Origin of the sequence: Haliscomenobacter sp. (assembly GCF_965225875.1) — a bacterium.
GTDB lineage: Bacteria > Bacteroidota > Bacteroidia > Chitinophagales > Saprospiraceae > Haliscomenobacter.
In genome coordinates this window covers 4,314,694-4,330,870 of sequence record NZ_CBDDBS010000002.1, presented here as the reverse complement: position 1 = coordinate 4,330,870, position 16,177 = coordinate 4,314,694, and the positions used below count along the sequence as shown (strand labels likewise).

Sequence of the window (16,177 nt, the reverse complement as noted above, 5' to 3'; positions counted from 1 at the left end):
ACGTGCCACTACGTGGGCGCTCGTCGATCTTTTACTGACGCCTGCGGCGTCAAGCTCGACGGTCGCAGGCTTTAGAGCCTACCGCACCTCAGGCTTTTTACGCCTGTTCGACTAGAAGTACGATTGGTGTATCTGCGACCGTCGAGCCTGCTCGCGCAGCGAGCAAACCAGTATCGACGAGTGCCCACTTAGTGGCGGGTAAAATGCTCAAATCAACCAAAGACTTTCACTGCATTTGCAGCACTTTCCCACTTACCCATTCAATCGTTCCATCGTCCAACTGTATTTTAGCCAAGCTCAAATACATGCCTTTCGGAACCCATTGGCCGTTGCTTTGGCCATTCCAACCCTGGGTGGGATCATTGCTCAAAAAGTCTTTGCCCCGCCAAAGGGAACGCCCCCATTGATCCCACACTTCCATGTCCACTACCCGGCCTTTGGTGCCAGTGTGGCTAAATACATTCAGGTGTCCACCTTCGTGTAGCAAGCCCGGAATGTAAAAATCCGCATTGCGGTTGATCGCAAGCTCGCGGGTGGAAGTGGTGGTGAATTTCAGCTCCAGGCAATACGTAGAGTCACAAGTTCCTGGTCGGGGAATCACCCGACAAATGAGGGTGTCCTGCCGAATCACCTGGTTTCCCCATACATATATCTCGCCCTTGCGCAAGGTGATTTTTTCCCGCTTGGCGGCTTTGTCTCCCTTGGCGGCTAAAATGGTAATGCCTGCTACCCAGGTGCAGCCATTGTAATCCTCAATGTTGATGAAATGGCTCCCTGGCTGGGTGAAAGTACGGCGAGGAGGAGTGCGGGCCTGGTTTTCCCAAGAATACCTTCGGGCAGACAACAAACCTGCCGAAATGTCCCAAGTGATGCTATCCCCTGCGCAAAGCTGAACGATCTGGGTGCGGCGTTCGCGGATTCCATTGATGCCGATGGCCGGGAAGGGCAAGGGGCGCTCCACCGTAATCTGGGCCGTATCGGCAGGGCAATCGCCTGCTTTAACGATGTAGAAATAATGTGCAGCGGTATCCAAATCAGGATTCAAAAAATTGTTGATCCGCAAGGCTGGAGACCAAGTGCCACCGGGATAAGCTTTGGGGCCCAACGCTTTGTACATATCGATGAAGGAGCCATGTTCGCAGCCTTGTACCGAGGTGTCGTTGCCCGCGAAGGGACGGGCATACGCGCGTACCCGCAGGTAGGCCATAGCTGGATCACCTTTGATGCCGTTTTTATAAATATTGCACAATACGACCCGCTCGCCATCCTGCACCTCCGTAGCTTCGATTCGGTAACGAATGCTGCGCAGAGCCTCCGTAAAGGCTTCATCGCTGGCAGTACCCAGATTGCGCAGCACGATTTTTTCCTTACCCATAAAACTAGCGCTGATACCCGGAAAAATACCGCGCAGTTCCAACATTTCCTGCCCCGGGTGTTTGATGCCGGATTGAATTTTCACCACGAGTGAATCGATGCCCCCAATGTAGGATTTTATACTGGCATCCCGATCGGCAATAGGTAGCGTGGTGAGGCAGAGCGTATCTAGCTGAAAATGATCCACAAAGCGGCCGCTGCTGTTGTCGGGGTCGAGGTCCATGCGGATGTTGAATTGGGTGCGGACGTCGTCGTCGCTGGCCATACCCCAGAGTGTGGGGTAATTCAATGGAACTTTATCACATATGGTAATAAGTTTTTTGTTTTCAAAGTCAATCTCAATTAGATCATTGGTTCTTTCTAAACCGCTAATGGAACTACCTTCTAGCGTCGCATACAAACGACGTTTTTTTGCAGCATAATCCCATAAAGTAACCATTCCAAAAATTCGATCCCCTTTTGGGAAGGGCATAATAGTATCTATTTTTCCCGTTTTGAGGTCAATCTTAAAAATCCACTGTCCAGGGGGATGAAATGAATAACTTCCGGCTTGAGTAATTAATACACTGTCTTCTGGCATAAACTGAATATCTCCTGGTATAATTCCTGGAAATGGAAATGTATTAATAATTTTCGTGGAGAGATTCATTGAAAAAATTGCTGCCGCATATCCAAAATAACAATCTCCTTTTGGGCTTATACTCAAGGACGTAGAGGAATAAGGAAAAGAAATTAGTGTATCAAGAATGATATTTTTCCGAGTGTCAAATTCACATATACGATAAGGCAAAGTATCCCATGCTTCGGTAGGTTGTTCACCAATATGTCCAAGCATTCTTCCGTCTGGGGCAATAGCTATTTCAGCAATTGGTGTGATGTATTTACCAAATCCGGTTATGGTTTTGTAATTACATTCTTTGTGATTAATGGTTCCGAAGGTAGCATCAACTGTATTAAAGTAGATTTGACAATTAGCTTTAATGCCAATGAAAAGCATAAAAAAAATAAGCAATTTCATGTGTTCTTGGTAGCCCAGTTTCTGCAATTTGCGTTTCAGTGTTCTCGGGTGGCAGCCTAGTTCAATGGCCAATCGATCCCGGGTAATTAAGTTTTGGGAATTCATTACAATTAGGGTGTTATTTCGGGTAAAATACATCTCCTGAATCAATTCAACAATAAACCAATGTTAAGATTATTGTTTTGCAATTATTTTGACAAAGCCATTTGCTTCAGCCCCCACAACCAAAAATAACTCGCCAGCGCCACCCCCATCGCATTTTCCAAGGTAGCCTCCACCAACAAGGAAGCAAGCAGGACTACATAAGTGCCCAAAAACAACTCATCCCGATAATTGCCATTGTAAAATAGTGGCAAGAAAATGGCCACACAAAACAGCAACAAACCCACAACTCCCGAACCCGCCGCCACGTACAAAAACTGATTGTGCGGCATCATTACCCGAGCGGCATTGGGGTAATGAGCTGCGTATTGGGCATGCACAGCCTGGTCAAGATTACCCGCCCCTACCCCCAGAAAAGGCGCTGCTTTGAAGATTTCCCAACCCACTTTTAAGGTTGTAATGCGTTCAGAATCAGACAACATCTCGGTATGCCCGCTTTGGCGCATCCGCAGGTCGTATAGGGCATAATCGACCTTCATTTTAAAACTCGGCAGTACAAAATAACCCAGCACAGGCAAAGCCACCATCGCTCCTACGACTCCCAAAGCCAACCAATACTTATGACTCAACCAGGCATAGCGCAAACCCACTACCAGCATCGCCAAATACAGCGCCGCAATGCCACTGCGCACCGAAAGCACATGGATAAACCCAAAAAGAAACAGCCCCATCCCAGCGATCCATTTGCGCTCCTTTTCGCTTTTAAAATAGTAGCCTTGCCAGTACAAATACCCCGCTGACAATACCCCAATGGCCAACAATAAGCTAAAGCGGATGTGGTTGGTCGGCATCGGCATGGCTTGCCCCTGTTTGATCAGGAGTTGGATGTTTTCGTAGTCCAGGTTGTAGTTAATCAGAATACCCAAACTGGTTATCGACAAGATAATAATCAGCACATAAAGTAAGCTAAAGTACTGTCTTTGTGAAAATTGTGGCATAAAAAAGAAAGCCAGTGGTAGGATCAAAAAAGGCAATTTGATGCGCAAACGTTCCAACCAAAAATCCATGTCTTGTATTACCCAAAATCCAAACAACACAATCGCAAAATGCAGGCCAAAAACCCAAAAATCGGGCCTCTTCCAGAATGCTTTCCACCGCTCTGCTAGGGTCTCACGAGTGGCGATACACTCCCACACTGCGGCAATGGCAAAACCAAATAAACTCATGGATTGCAAAAAGGGAGAAACCACCAAGCCAACCAGAAGGGCGAGGCAGGAAAGATAGGTGAAGTAAAAGCGGAGCTGTGAAGCTTGGAACATGTCTAAAGAGGTTGAGAAGTTGAGAAGTTGAGAAAGTTGAGGCTACCGCAAGTGTCACTGTCAAAGCCGCTCGCGGTAGCCTCAACTTTCTCAACTTCTCAACCTTCTAAACTAAAAATTGGAACTCTGCGCAATATCGCCATTGTTATTGATTCTACATGAAAGTAAAATGCTTACTTTTGCCAGCGATTTTTTAAAAAATGAATATGTCTGCCAACGCATTTCAACAATTACAGGACTTGCTGCAGGAAATTGAGGTGGCCAATCCCGCCTCTGCGGAAACCATTGAGCAGTTTCGTTTGCGCTACCTGGGCTCCAACAATGTGATCAAACCCTTGATGGGCGAAATTCGGAATGTACCGAATGAGCAAAAAAAGGAATTTGGTCAATTGATCAACAAAGCCAAAGAGCTTGCCGAGGCCAAGTTTGAAACCCTCAAAGCCGTGGCCGAAGCTGCTGCCGAAAAATCTCAGGCGGCTGGCTTGGACATTACTGCACCTGGTGAACCCATTGATCTGGGCTCTCGCCATCCCGTGGCCGTAACCCTGAACCGCATTGTGCGGATTTTTGAACGCCTAGGCTTTGTGGTTGCAGAAGAGCGTGAAATTGAAGACGATTGGCACAACTTCACGGCCATGAATACGCCTGCCGACCATCCGGCGCGCGACATGCAGGATACGTATTACTTGCGCAACAGCTCCGAAATGTTGCTGCGTACCCATACCTCTTCGGTCCAGGCGCGGGTGATGACTTCACAAAAGCCACCCATCCGCATCATTGCACCGGGGCGGGTTTACCGCAATGAGACCATCTCGGCGCGTTCGCACTGCCAGTTCCATCAAGTAGAAGGTTTGTACATCGACAAGGGAGTGTCTTTTGCTGACATGAAACAAACCCTATACTATTTCGCCAAAGAAATGTATGGTCCCGATACCAAAATTCGCCTGCGGCCATCCTTCTTCCCATTTACCGAGCCAAGTGCCGAAATGGACGTGTCCTGCTTCATTTGCAACGCCAAGGGCTGTCGGGTCTGCAAGCACAGCGGCTGGGTAGAAATTTTGGGTTGCGGCATGGTTGATCCGCAGGTCTTGATCAATTGTGGCATCGATCCGGAAGAGTACTCTGGCTTTGCCTTTGGTATGGGCATCGAGCGCCAGGCCATGATGTTGTACACCATTACTGATATTCGCTTGTTGTTTGAAAACGATGTGCGCTTTTTGAAACAGTTTTCATCTGTTATATAACGGTAAAGACGCACGGCCGTGCGTCTCTACAACGACCAAAAAATGAAACCAACTACCGCCGAAGGCACCAGGGATTTCACCCCCGATCAGGTGCTCAAACGCAACTATATCTTCGATACCATCCGTTCGGTGTTTGTCAAATACGGCTATTTGCCCATTGAGACCCCCGCGATGGAAAACCTCAGTACGCTTTCCGGCAAATACGGTGAAGAGGGCGACCGCCTCCTGTTCAAAATTCTGAACAATGGCGAGTACCTCAAAGGCATCAAGCCTGCGGATATTGAGGCCCAAGCTTACAAAGCCCTCACCCCGGCATTGGCCAAACGGGGCCTGCGTTACGACCTTACCGTACCCTTCGCCCGTTTTGTGGTGATGCACCAGAATGAGATCAGCTTCCCCTTCAAAAGGTACCAAATCCAGCCCGTTTGGCGGGCGGATCGGCCCCAAAAAGGGCGCTACCGGGAGTTTTACCAATGTGACGTCGATGTGGTGGGCTCTACTTCGTTGGTGTACGAGGCTGAGTTGGTGCAGATTTACGATGAGGTTTTTTCCAAACTCAATCTGCCCGTTGTCATCAAGTTCAACAACCGCAAAATCCTTACCGGGATAGCGGAAGTGGCGGGTATTCCAGAATTGATGGTCGACATGACCGTGGCCATCGACAAACTGGATAAAATTGGATTGGACGGGGTAAAAAAGGAAATGGCTGAGCGGGGAATTGGCGAAGCAGCCGTGGAAACAATTACCCAGATTCTGGCCATTCAATCGCTCGAAGAATTACAAAGCGCCCTATCCGCCAGCGAAACCGGGAAGTTGGGCATCCAGGAAATCCAAAACCTTTTGCAATACCTCGGCGCCAGTACGACCCAGCAAGAAATCCGTTTCGACATCACATTGGCTCGTGGACTCAACTATTACACTGGCTGTATTTTTGAAGTACAAGCCAAAGGAGTAGCTATGGGTAGCATCGGTGGTGGTGGTCGCTACGATAACCTGACGGGTGTTTTTGGGCTTAAGGATGTTTCGGGTGTAGGTGTTTCTTTTGGTGCCGAGCGCATCTATGATGTACTGGAAGAACTCAAATTGTTTCCCGCCGATAGTAGCAGTTCGCTCAAGGTGCTTTTTATGGCATTCGATGATGCTACACACCTGTATGCTTTTGCTGCATTGAGCAAATTGCGTGCAGCGGGTGTGAATGCAGAAATTTATCCTGATCCAGGCAAACTCAAAAAACAAATGAAATATGCCAACGACCGGCAGGTTCCTTTTGTGGTGCTGGTAGGGGAAGAAGAAATGAGTAGCGGCTTACTTGGTTTCAAAAACATGCAAAGCGGGGAGCAGGAAAAACTGAGCATTGAGGAAATTATTGCAAAAACTCAATCGCTTTAAAAACCAGCGAGGCTTAAAAAGCGTTACCTTGTAGATTCATTCTAAATAACTCACACGACAACAGATACTCACGATATGGAGACTACTGTTACCAAAAGCCCGGTGTTGTTGTACACCGAGCAAACGCCCAACCCGGAGTCACTCAAGTTTGTGACCAACCGCATGTTGTACCGCGGCACAGCCGATTTCCGTGAAGTGGACCTGGCCAATGAATGGTCACCGCTGGCAGTCGCGCTTTTTGAGTTTCCTTACGTGAAGGGAGTGTACATCAGCAACAACTTCGTCACGGTGAGTAAGGAAATGAACTATGAGTGGCCAGACATCATGCTCAAACTCAAAGATTTCATCAAAAACTACATTGAAGAAGGTGGTGAATTGGTGAAAGAGGGCTTTGCTGAGCATACCGCTAAAATCGAAGCGGATCGCGCCGGAGTGACTTACACCGGTGACGAGGCTGAATTGGTGCAAAAAATCAAAGAACTAATTGATACTTACGTGAAGCCAGCTGTGGAAATGGACGGTGGTAACATTGAGTTCAAGCACTACGAAAACGGCAAAGTATTTGTATTGATGCAAGGCTCTTGCAGTGGTTGTCCTTCCTCTACGGTTACACTCAAAGCAGGCATTGAAGGGATGTTGAAGCGGATGATCCCACAAGTTGAAGAAGTAGTACAAGAGATGGGTTAATTCCATGTATACTATACAGTTATAATAACCTTTCGCCAAGTTGGTGGAAGGTTATTATTTTTTTCTGTCATTTTTTTGTAATAAACATTTGCATTATCAAAACTAAAAACTATATTTGCATAAATACCCTTTTATCGCGATTGAATATCAAGTGACATCATTTTATTTACCCTGTTTGTTCAACACTTCCTTTCGTAATCACTACTTCATAATTCACTGGTCCAACTACTTCATAATTCACTGATCCGCTCGGGCGAAGATGCCCATCGAGCAACCTATTCGCACTGATTATACGTTCGTCCAAGCAGCACTGTTTGGAACTTCAAAAATTTTAACACATCATGAGAACACTACTCACAGTAGTGTTGGCTATGCTATGGACATTGGCCAACGCTCAAAGCGCTATGCGACCAAGTGATTTGGTAGAAGCAAGGATAAAAAACAATGTAACCTTTAAAACGATTCACCTGTTTGAACGTGCTCCTGAATTGAGGAGCGAACCCCAGGTAATCAACGGACTATGGATGTTTCTTAATACGGCAAGTATAATCCCATTGCAAAGGGAGCGGCCATTGGCCCTCTCTTTGCCCTTGCCAAATACCGATGGAACGATGATGGAATTGGAGTTGGTACAAGTTGACATTTTTAGTGCCGATTTCGTTATACAGTTTTCCCAACAAAGCAACACACCTTCAAGCAAGTTGAATGGACTCTTTTATCAAGGGCGAATCAAAGGACGTCCGGAGTCCATGGCGGCCATCAGCATTTTCAACAACGAAGTGACGGGCGTAATTAGCACCCCAGAGGAAGGCAATCGAGTATTGGGCCGTTACAAAGGTGCTGACCCGCGCTTACACATTTTGCATGCGGATGAAAAAATGGCTGAACGCCCCGAGTTCCATTGCTTGAGCCCCGATAATGAATCCAATTATCGTCCAGAAGAACTACAACCACAAGCAGAGCTGCGCAGTGCAGCAGCCTGCGTGCGCTTGTACCTGGAGGTAGACAATGATGTTTTCATCGACAAAGGAGGCCAGGATGGCACTTTGCAATATGTGACCGGTATTTTTAATCAGGTTGCTGCCTTATATGCCAATGAAAACATTCGCTTGAGTTTGTCTCAGGTGTTCATTTGGAACAGCAGCAGCCCTTATACCGGATCTGATACGTACACAATACTAACGCAGTTTCAGCGAACCCGCACCAGCTTTAATGGCGATGCAGCAGAATTGATTACTTACAAAGGAGGTGGTGGCATTGCAGTAGTGGATGGCCTTTGCCGCCCTTATAACTCCTTCAAAATGGGTGTAGCGGGTGTGGGTCGCTTTTTTTCCAACCTGCCAACGTATTCTTTTAGCGTAATGGTTGTCGCCCATGAGTTGGGCCATATTCTTGGTTCTCAGCACACCCATGCCTGCGTCTGGAATGGCAACAATACAGCCATCGACGCATGCGCGGGGTATACAGAGGGCAACTGTAGTGCAACTGAGAGCACCCCCTCCGGTGGCGGCACCATTATGTCATATTGCCACCTAAACACGGTAGGCATTAATTTTTCAAAGGGATTTGGCACGCAGCCCGGCAATCTGATTCGCAATCGGATTGCTGCGGCTACCTGCTTACAAGTGTGTACAACTGATGGTGGCGGAGGTGGCAATAGTGGCGGTGGTGGTAACAATGCCACCTGTGGTGAGGTCGTTTTCCAGATGACACTGGATCTTTTTGGCAGCGAAACCACTTGGGAAATCCTCAACCCGGCCGGAGTTGCCGTTGAAAAAGGTGGGCCCTATGTAGACAAAACCTTGGGCCAAAAAATTGAACGCAAGGTATGCTTACCTTTTGGCTGTTATGCCCTCAAAATTTATGACAAACACAATGATGGAATTTGTTGTAGTTACGGCGAAGGCAGTTATCGCTTATTGAATGCTAATAACGTAGAGATCTCTAAAGGTGCAGTATTTGGAAACCTGGCACAGACTAATTTTTGTGTCAGCGCACCAGATAATGGCGGTGGTAACCCTCCTGTCGATTCGAAATGTGTCAGTATTGATTTTAACCGATATCCCCCCATTTCCTTTGGTGGTTCTCAGGATGGAGGTAGCGCCAGCATTGCAGACGCGGGTAAAACGCTGGTCATCAACAACAATGCCTGGAAAGCAGTAGCCATCAATTATGCGGTTACCACAAAGACCTTTCTGGAATTTGAATTTCGGTCCACTCAGTTGGGTGAAATTCACGGAATTGGTTTTGATGATGATGAAAACATTTCTTCACCCTATACTTTCCAGCTTTGGGGCTCCCAAACCTGGGGCATCGCCGATTACCGCAACTATACTGGAAATGGCCAATGGAAAAAATACACCATTCCGGTAGGAAAGTTTTATACAGGGACTTTTAACCGGTTGTTTTTTGCAGTAGACAAAGATGCGGCCCCATTTGCCAGCGAATCTCAATTCCGCAATGTGCGCATTTATGAGGAAACGCCTTGTCCAGGTTTCCAAGAGCCAAGCATTGATTTAGACTTGAGTCAATTGACTCAATTGAAAAACCTGAATCCTGAGGTATTGATTGCTCCCAATCCCAGCGATGTCAGTGCTCGGTTTAGTTTATTAAATTGGCCGGTTGGGCAATACAAATTGAGCATTTTTGATGCTTTAGGGCGAAAAATATTGAACAACTATCCTTTAAACATCAACGATTCCAATATATGGGAATGGCAACTCAGTACAACAAATTGGTCATCAGGAGTTTATTTTTATGTCATTCACAATGATCAGGTCAAAAAGTCAGGAAAAATGTTAATTTCAAGGCCCAATAATTAAGTGTTCCTGTGCGCAGGAACACTTTTTTTAGCGGGTTCTGACATTTTAAAGTAAAAAAAAGCCTATGTTAAAAAAATATTTGTATCTCATTAAAAATGCCCATACATTGCAGGTAGATTTGTAGTATTTGTTCCCTCCAAATGTTTAATCACCTATCCCCAAATTAGGTTATTTTTAGCCTAACTCCCTCGACACGTTACATGTGAACCACTTTGAAATTTAATCACTTTCACAAGACTTCTTTTCCCATTCAGGTTGTATAAGGCATTGCCCTATGCATTTTTACTGGTGTATTGTATGCATGCATAACAATACCCACTCTTACGTATTTAACACCTTAATCCACAACAGGTTTACCTAACAGCTGGTTGACTAATCTCTCCAGGCTGCCCTAGTATTTTTTTAACTTTTGCTTTGGAACACTATGAAATCACTACTAACAATTGTATTGGCATGTGCCTTATTGAGCACATCTGCCCAAACTGGACTACGTCCTCAGGAACAAATTGATGCACTGCGAAAGGGAAAATCACCCTTCATAAGGCTGGCGTTATTTCCAACTCACATGGTACTGAAGGACGCGGAACTTCCATCTGCCCAAGGGCTTACTTTTCAGGAGAGCGTCGCCCAAAATTTATTGCGGCGTCCCTACTCAGCCATTGAAATTGACTTGCCACTCCAGGGAAAAACAGTAACACTGGAAATGTACCGAGTTGAATTGTTTAGCGAAAACTATACCTTACAATTAGCCGATCCTACGCGTAGCCCTGATGAAAAAACTGAAGGCTTGCACTATCGTGGTGTCATTAAAGAAAGACCGGGTTCGGTTGCTGCGCTGAGTATTTACGGAGATGAGGTATTGGGAATGTTCAGTACCTTGGAAAGTGGCAACTTCACTTTGGCCAAATACAAGTCTAAGCAAAACAAGATCAAAGATTTACACGTATTGTACCCCGAAGACCAAATCCCAGACAAGCCTAATTTTCATTGTTACACCCCAGATGGACAAAGAGGTTATTCCGCTAAAGAGCTGGAAAAGACCCCCGATCTTCGGGCGGTCAATAACTGTGTCAATTTGTATTTGGAAGTTGATAACGATGTGTTTCTGGATAAAGGAGGACTGGATGAAACTACCCGTTATGTTCAAGCTATATTTAATCAAACCGCTACCTTATATGCCAATGAGGGCATTAAACTCAACCTTTCCCAACTTTACATCTGGAACACCACCAGCCCTTACAGCGAATATGATGCATATGGTTTATTGAACCAATTCAAAAACAGACGTGCCGGACAAATCAAGGGTGATGCAGGGCTCTTACTTTCTTATAAAGGAGGTGGTGGCATTGCGGTGGTAGATGGGCTGTGTGATCCTTTCAACCTGGGCTACGCTGGTATTGGCAAAAGTTACAGTGTGGCACCAGCTTATTCCTTTACAGTAATGGTGCTGACCCATGAGTTGGGACACATCTTAGGATCACAACATACTCATGCATGCGTATGGAATGGCAACAGTACGGCCATCGATGGTTGTCCTGGTTTTACAGACGGGGGTTGTGCTACTCCAGCGGTGCCCAAACAGGGTGGCACCATCATGTCCTATTGCCACATTTCTCAGTACGGGATCAATTTCTCGCTGGGTTTTGGCTTACAACCTGGCAACCTCATCCGCAACCGTATTGCCAGTGCTCCCTGTATGAGTGCCTGCCAAACTCCACCTCCTCCACCTCCTCTACTGTGCGGAGAGGTGTCTTTTACCCTTATTTTAGATGCTTATGGCAATGAAACAAGTTACGAAATTCTGGACGCGAACAACGTGGCTGTTGATAAAGGGGGGCCTTATGCGATCAAAAGTAATGGGCAAATAATTCAAAAAAAGCTCTGCCTTCCCGCAGGTTGTTACACCCTGCGGGTACTCGACTCTCGGGGTGATGGCCTGTGCTGTAATTTTGGCAATGGCTCCTTTTCATTGTTGGACAGTGAAGCCAAAATGCTGGCCGAAGGAGGGCGTTTTACCCGTGAAGCTGTAACTTCATTTTGCATCGATAATTTGGGGCGTAAAGTCACCGTTGTGCCTCCCCCACCTCCTCCTCCACCTCCTACCAATAATGCGGGTTGTATCAATGTCAACTTCAACACATTCAATATACTGTCTTACGGAGAATCACAGGATCAAGGCAGTTCATCAATTATTGAAAATGGCAATGGCCTTAGCTTAACTGGCAATGCCTGGAAAGCCATTCAGCTGAACCGAACCATCACGACCAATACGGTTCTTGAGTTTGAATTCCGCTCTACCCAGAAATCAGAGATTCACGGGATCGGTTTTGACAACGATATGGCCATTAATACCTACTACACCTTCCAACTTGCCGGCACACAGCTATGGGGATATCAAGAGTTCAATACTTATGTTGGTTATGGGGGCTGGAGAAAATTCATCATCCCGGTTGGCCAAAAGTACACTGGCGACACTCAATATTTGTTTTTTGCCAATGACAACGACGAAAGTATCACTCCGGGCAACTCACAATTCCGCAATGTCAAAATTTACGAAACCAAACCCTGTTCTTCTTTATTGAATGGTTTAGTGCCAGAAACCCAACCTGCTCCTCAAGTACTGGCCTCTCCTAACCCTGCACACCAGCAGTTAAACCTGCAATTGGATTATTTTCCGCCAGGCCAGTACCAGGTACAAGTCCTGGATCTTTTGGGCAAAAAGATTTATAGTAAAAATATCGACCACAATCTGGGTAGCCCCATTCTTGATTTTCCAGTAAGCAATCTTCCCAGTGGTATGTACATCTACCAGGTGAAAGGGAAAACGCTGCAGCAATCTGGTAAATTTATGGTTGAGCATTCGAAATGAGAGAAATATAGGATTTAACTTTACATTATAGGGTGAAGCTTCGGTTTCACCCTTTTTTTATCTTTCTACCAAGTCTATGAATGTAAAACTTGCGTCAAAAAAAAATCTGTATTATTTTGGCCTTGTTTTTATAGTACGGGTATGTTACTCCAGCTTGCCCTCAATAAATGATTGGCGAAACCTTCTATCCATCGCCCCTCCCAAAAACTGTACAAAAATATGATCACTGTGGTCATAGCTACCTTTTTATAGAAATGCCCTTCGCAAATGCTGCGATGAGTGGCGATTCTATCCCGGATTGGCTTTATAACATCTTTATAAGGCGTGAATTGTTTTTTAAGGTTACTCATTTGAGGGCTTTGCTCCCAAGCAAAGCCCTACTTGTTCCTTAAGAATGACGCAAAGTCAGAGAATTGTCAGTTTATCGCCTCTTTTTAGCTTCTCTCCTTTCAAGGGTTGTTTTTTTGGCCGATAGCCTTATCTTTGCAAGACAAAACAAAAAAAGAATTATATTTTTTTTGTTTTACGCACAATCCAAACTCAAGGGATGGAGTTATAATGTGCAAATTCCTTCCCAAATTTTAGCGCTAATCCAGAACACGGATACTTACCACGCAACTAACAAAGATAATCTCACACAAAATCAAGACATCACTATTTTTTTAGCCCATACTTTGCTTTGTCTTGAGCAATTCGTAATCACTCTTTACACACAGGGGATTAACACACTTTGAGAAAACCAGCGGCTTGGTGTACCATGTCGTAACCTAATTTATTTGTAGTAACCTTAAAAGTTTTACCAAAAACCGATTCACGCCATGAGAACTGTACTTACGCTGGCGATGGCTATGGCTTTGTCCATAGTCCATGCACAACTATCTTTACGTCCTGCAGAGCTGGTCGAAGCTCAAAAAAGCACCCGGGCTAAGTTTGTCAAGTATCAATTGTTTGACCGGGCACCTGATCTGCGTGACGCAGACGCGGTAAACGCTCAGTGGCTGTCCTTGCGGTCGGAAGACCTGCGAGGGCTGCTACAAGCGCGTCCCAAAGCCATGACCTTTCCTATACCTGCAGGTGATGCAGGTATTTATGAATTAGAACTGGTACAAGTCAATCTTTTCGCTGACGATTTCAGCGTCGTATTGGCCAGTAATCCTAAGGTTATGCACGAAATGAACAGTGGCGTTCATTACCGGGGCATCATCAAAGGACAACCCCAATCTGTAGTAGCCATTAGTGTTTTTGACGACGAAATTTCCGGCGTCATCAGCACTCCTGATCACCCCAACCAGGTATTGGGACGCTACAAAGAGGGTGACCGCCGTTTGCACCTTTTGCATGAAGACAGCATGATGGAAGATCATCCTGAGTTTGATTGTAAAACAGCAGACAGTGGTGAGGCTTACCGGGCGGAAGAGCTTAGAGATGCACCTGAATTAAGGGGTGCGGCATCTTGTGTTCGGGTTTATCTTGAGGTAGACAACGATGTTTTTGTAGACAAAGGTGGCCAAGATGGCACCACCCAATACATCACCAGTGTATTCAATCAGGTAGCGACTTTATATGCCAATGATGGCATAAGTTTGACTCTGTCACAAATTTTCGTCTGGAACACCACCAGTCCCTACTCCGGTTCGGATACCTACGGTTTGCTCACCCAATTTCAACGTACCCGTAGCACATTTAATGGTGATGCCGGGATGTTGCTTTCTTACCGAGGCAATGGAGGTATTGCCGTTGTAGATGGTTTGTGTCGGCCTTACACTTCCTTTAAAATGGGGTATTCTGGCATCGGCAAAACCTTTTCTAATGTGCCTACTTTTTCCTTCACGGTGATGGTGGTAGCTCACGAATTGGGTCACATTCTAGGTTCACAACACACCCATGCCTGCGTATGGAACGGCAATAACACCGCCCTTGATGCTTGCCCTGGCTTTACTGAAGGCAATTGTACCGCATCGGTAACAGCACCTACTGGTGGTGGAACGATCATGTCGTACTGTCACCTCAACCGGGTAGGCATTAACTTCACACTCGGGTTTGGTACCCAACCAGGCACCTTGATTCGCAACCGGGTTGCCGCAGCTACCTGTTTGGTGGCTTGCCCAACTGGAGGTGGAGGTGGAACTGGTACCGGAACGGGAACAGGTACGGGAACAGGAACCGGCACAGGTACAGCCACTTGCGCCAATGTTACTTTTTCACTTGTTTTGGACATGTTTGGCAGCGAAACCACCTGGGAAATACTCAATCCTGCAGGGGTTGCTGTAGAAAAAGGGGGACCTTATGTTGATAAAACGGCGGGACAAAAAGTGGAGAGAAAAGTATGTCTTCCATTTGGTTGTTACAGATTGCGTATTCTGGACAAAATTGGTGATGGTATTTGTTGTGGCTACGGCAATGGGTCGTTCAAGTTGTTGGATGCCAACAATGTAGTCATTGCCCAAGGTGGACAATTCACCAAAGAATCCTTAACCAACTTCTGTGTGCAGTCATCTGGCGGCGGCAATCCTCCCCCACCTACCAATACCACTTGTACCAATATCGACTTTAGCAAGACAGTTCCGGTGTCTTTTGGTGGTTCGCAAGATGGTGGTAGTGCAACAGTAGCTGACTTAGGCAAGTCTCTAACCATCAAGAACAATGCCTGGAAAGCAGTTCCCTTGGCCTACAACATTACAGCGAATACCTACATTGAGTTTGAGTTCCGCTCAACTTTGCAGGGAGAAATTCACGGGATTGGTTTCGATGATGATGAAAACATCTCTGCACCTTACACCTTCCAATTGTGGGGAACTCAATCCTGGGGAATTACCAATTACCGCAATTATGAAGGGAATGGAGCCTGGAAAAAGTACACCATCAAAGTGGGCCAATTCTATACCGGAGCAACGAAGTATTTGTTCTTTGCCGCCGACATGGATGCAGCACCGTACACTGGTGAGTCGCAGTTCCGCAATGTGCGCATTTACGAAACTACTCCTTGCCCAAGTTTCCAACAACCCAATACTGAAGGCCTTGGTTTTGGCACCAATTTGTTGAATGAAAAATCAGCCGTAGTCATTTATCCCAATCCAACCCACAACAATGCCAAAGCTCAGGTCAGTCTCAGTGCCTGGCCAGCTGGTCAGTACAACCTGGAACTTTTTGACGTGTACGGAAAAGTAGTTCGTAAACAAGCTCTTGATGTAGCTGCTTATGGCGATCACTCGTTTGAACTGGAAACTGCGGATTTACCCGCAGGCACTTACTTGTATAAAATCGGCGATGAACGATTGAAACTATCTGGCCGGGTGGTCGTGATGAGTGGCAATTGAGCGCTTGATTAAAGCTGTTGCGCCTAGCCAAGGTTG

At 46.1% G+C, this 16,177-nt stretch carries 8 protein-coding genes; 6 read left to right on the top strand and 2 right to left on the bottom strand.

The annotated features are described in order from the left end of the window. Window positions 1-226: 226 nt before the first annotated feature. On the bottom strand, window positions 227-1,846 hold the full coding sequence (locus tag ACO08K_RS19580; RefSeq protein WP_421798110.1) for a hypothetical protein: 1,620 nt from the start codon (window positions 1,844-1,846) through the stop codon (window positions 227-229). A gap of 734 nt (window positions 1,847-2,580) precedes the next feature. Next, on the bottom strand, window positions 2,581-3,813 hold the full coding sequence (locus tag ACO08K_RS19575) for an O-antigen ligase family protein (RefSeq protein WP_421798109.1): 1,233 nt from the start codon (window positions 3,811-3,813) through the stop codon (window positions 2,581-2,583). 206 nt (window positions 3,814-4,019) lie between these two features. Between ACO08K_RS19575 and pheS the strand changes: the two genes are divergently transcribed. From pheS to ACO08K_RS19545, 6 genes are all read left to right on the top strand, one after another. After that, window positions 4,020-5,057: a phenylalanine--tRNA ligase subunit alpha gene (pheS, locus tag ACO08K_RS19570; protein WP_421798108.1), complete on the top strand. Its 1,038-nt coding sequence runs from the start codon at window positions 4,020-4,022 to the stop codon at window positions 5,055-5,057. Between the two features lie 42 nt (window positions 5,058-5,099). Next, window positions 5,100-6,446: a histidine--tRNA ligase gene (hisS, locus tag ACO08K_RS19565; RefSeq protein WP_421798107.1), complete on the top strand. Its 1,347-nt coding sequence runs from the start codon at window positions 5,100-5,102 to the stop codon at window positions 6,444-6,446. A 75-nt stretch (window positions 6,447-6,521) separates the two neighbouring features. Continuing rightward, the gene (locus tag ACO08K_RS19560) at window positions 6,522-7,133 is read left to right on the top strand and encodes a NifU family protein (protein ID WP_421798106.1); all 612 of its coding nucleotides are present in this window, start codon (window positions 6,522-6,524) and stop codon (window positions 7,131-7,133) included. Window positions 7,134-7,474: 341 nt separating this feature from the next. Then, window positions 7,475-9,955, top strand: a complete 2,481-nt coding sequence (locus ACO08K_RS19555) for a M12 family metallo-peptidase (RefSeq protein WP_421798105.1) — start codon at window positions 7,475-7,477, stop codon at window positions 9,953-9,955. Window positions 9,956-10,520: 565 nt separating this feature from the next. After that, a complete protein-coding gene (locus ACO08K_RS19550; protein ID WP_421798104.1) occupies window positions 10,521-12,824 on the top strand; it encodes a zinc-dependent metalloprotease in 2,304 nt (767 codons plus the stop codon). Window positions 12,825-13,642: 818 nt separating this feature from the next. Beyond that, the gene (locus tag ACO08K_RS19545) at window positions 13,643-16,141 is read left to right on the top strand and encodes a M12 family metallo-peptidase (RefSeq protein WP_421798103.1); all 2,499 of its coding nucleotides are present in this window, start codon (window positions 13,643-13,645) and stop codon (window positions 16,139-16,141) included. Window positions 16,142-16,177 lie beyond the last annotated feature (36 nt).

Coding starts and splice junctions, on each gene's coding strand:
- ACO08K_RS19545 (WP_421798103.1), top strand. CDS start 13,643: ATGAGAACTGTACTTACGCTGGCGATGGCTATGGCTTTGTCCATAGTC.
- ACO08K_RS19550 (WP_421798104.1), top strand. CDS start 10,521: ATGGTACTGAAGGACGCGGAACTTCCATCTGCCCAAGGGCTTACTTTT.
- ACO08K_RS19580 (WP_421798110.1), bottom strand. CDS start 1,846: ATGCCCTTCCCAAAAGGGGATCGAATTTTTGGAATGGTTACTTTATGG.
- ACO08K_RS19560 (WP_421798106.1), top strand. CDS start 6,522: ATGGAGACTACTGTTACCAAAAGCCCGGTGTTGTTGTACACCGAGCAA.
- hisS (WP_421798107.1), top strand. CDS start 5,100: ATGAAACCAACTACCGCCGAAGGCACCAGGGATTTCACCCCCGATCAG.
- ACO08K_RS19555 (WP_421798105.1), top strand. CDS start 7,475: ATGAGAACACTACTCACAGTAGTGTTGGCTATGCTATGGACATTGGCC.
- pheS (WP_421798108.1), top strand. CDS start 4,020: ATGTCTGCCAACGCATTTCAACAATTACAGGACTTGCTGCAGGAAATT.
- ACO08K_RS19575 (WP_421798109.1), bottom strand. CDS start 3,813: ATGTTCCAAGCTTCACAGCTCCGCTTTTACTTCACCTATCTTTCCTGC.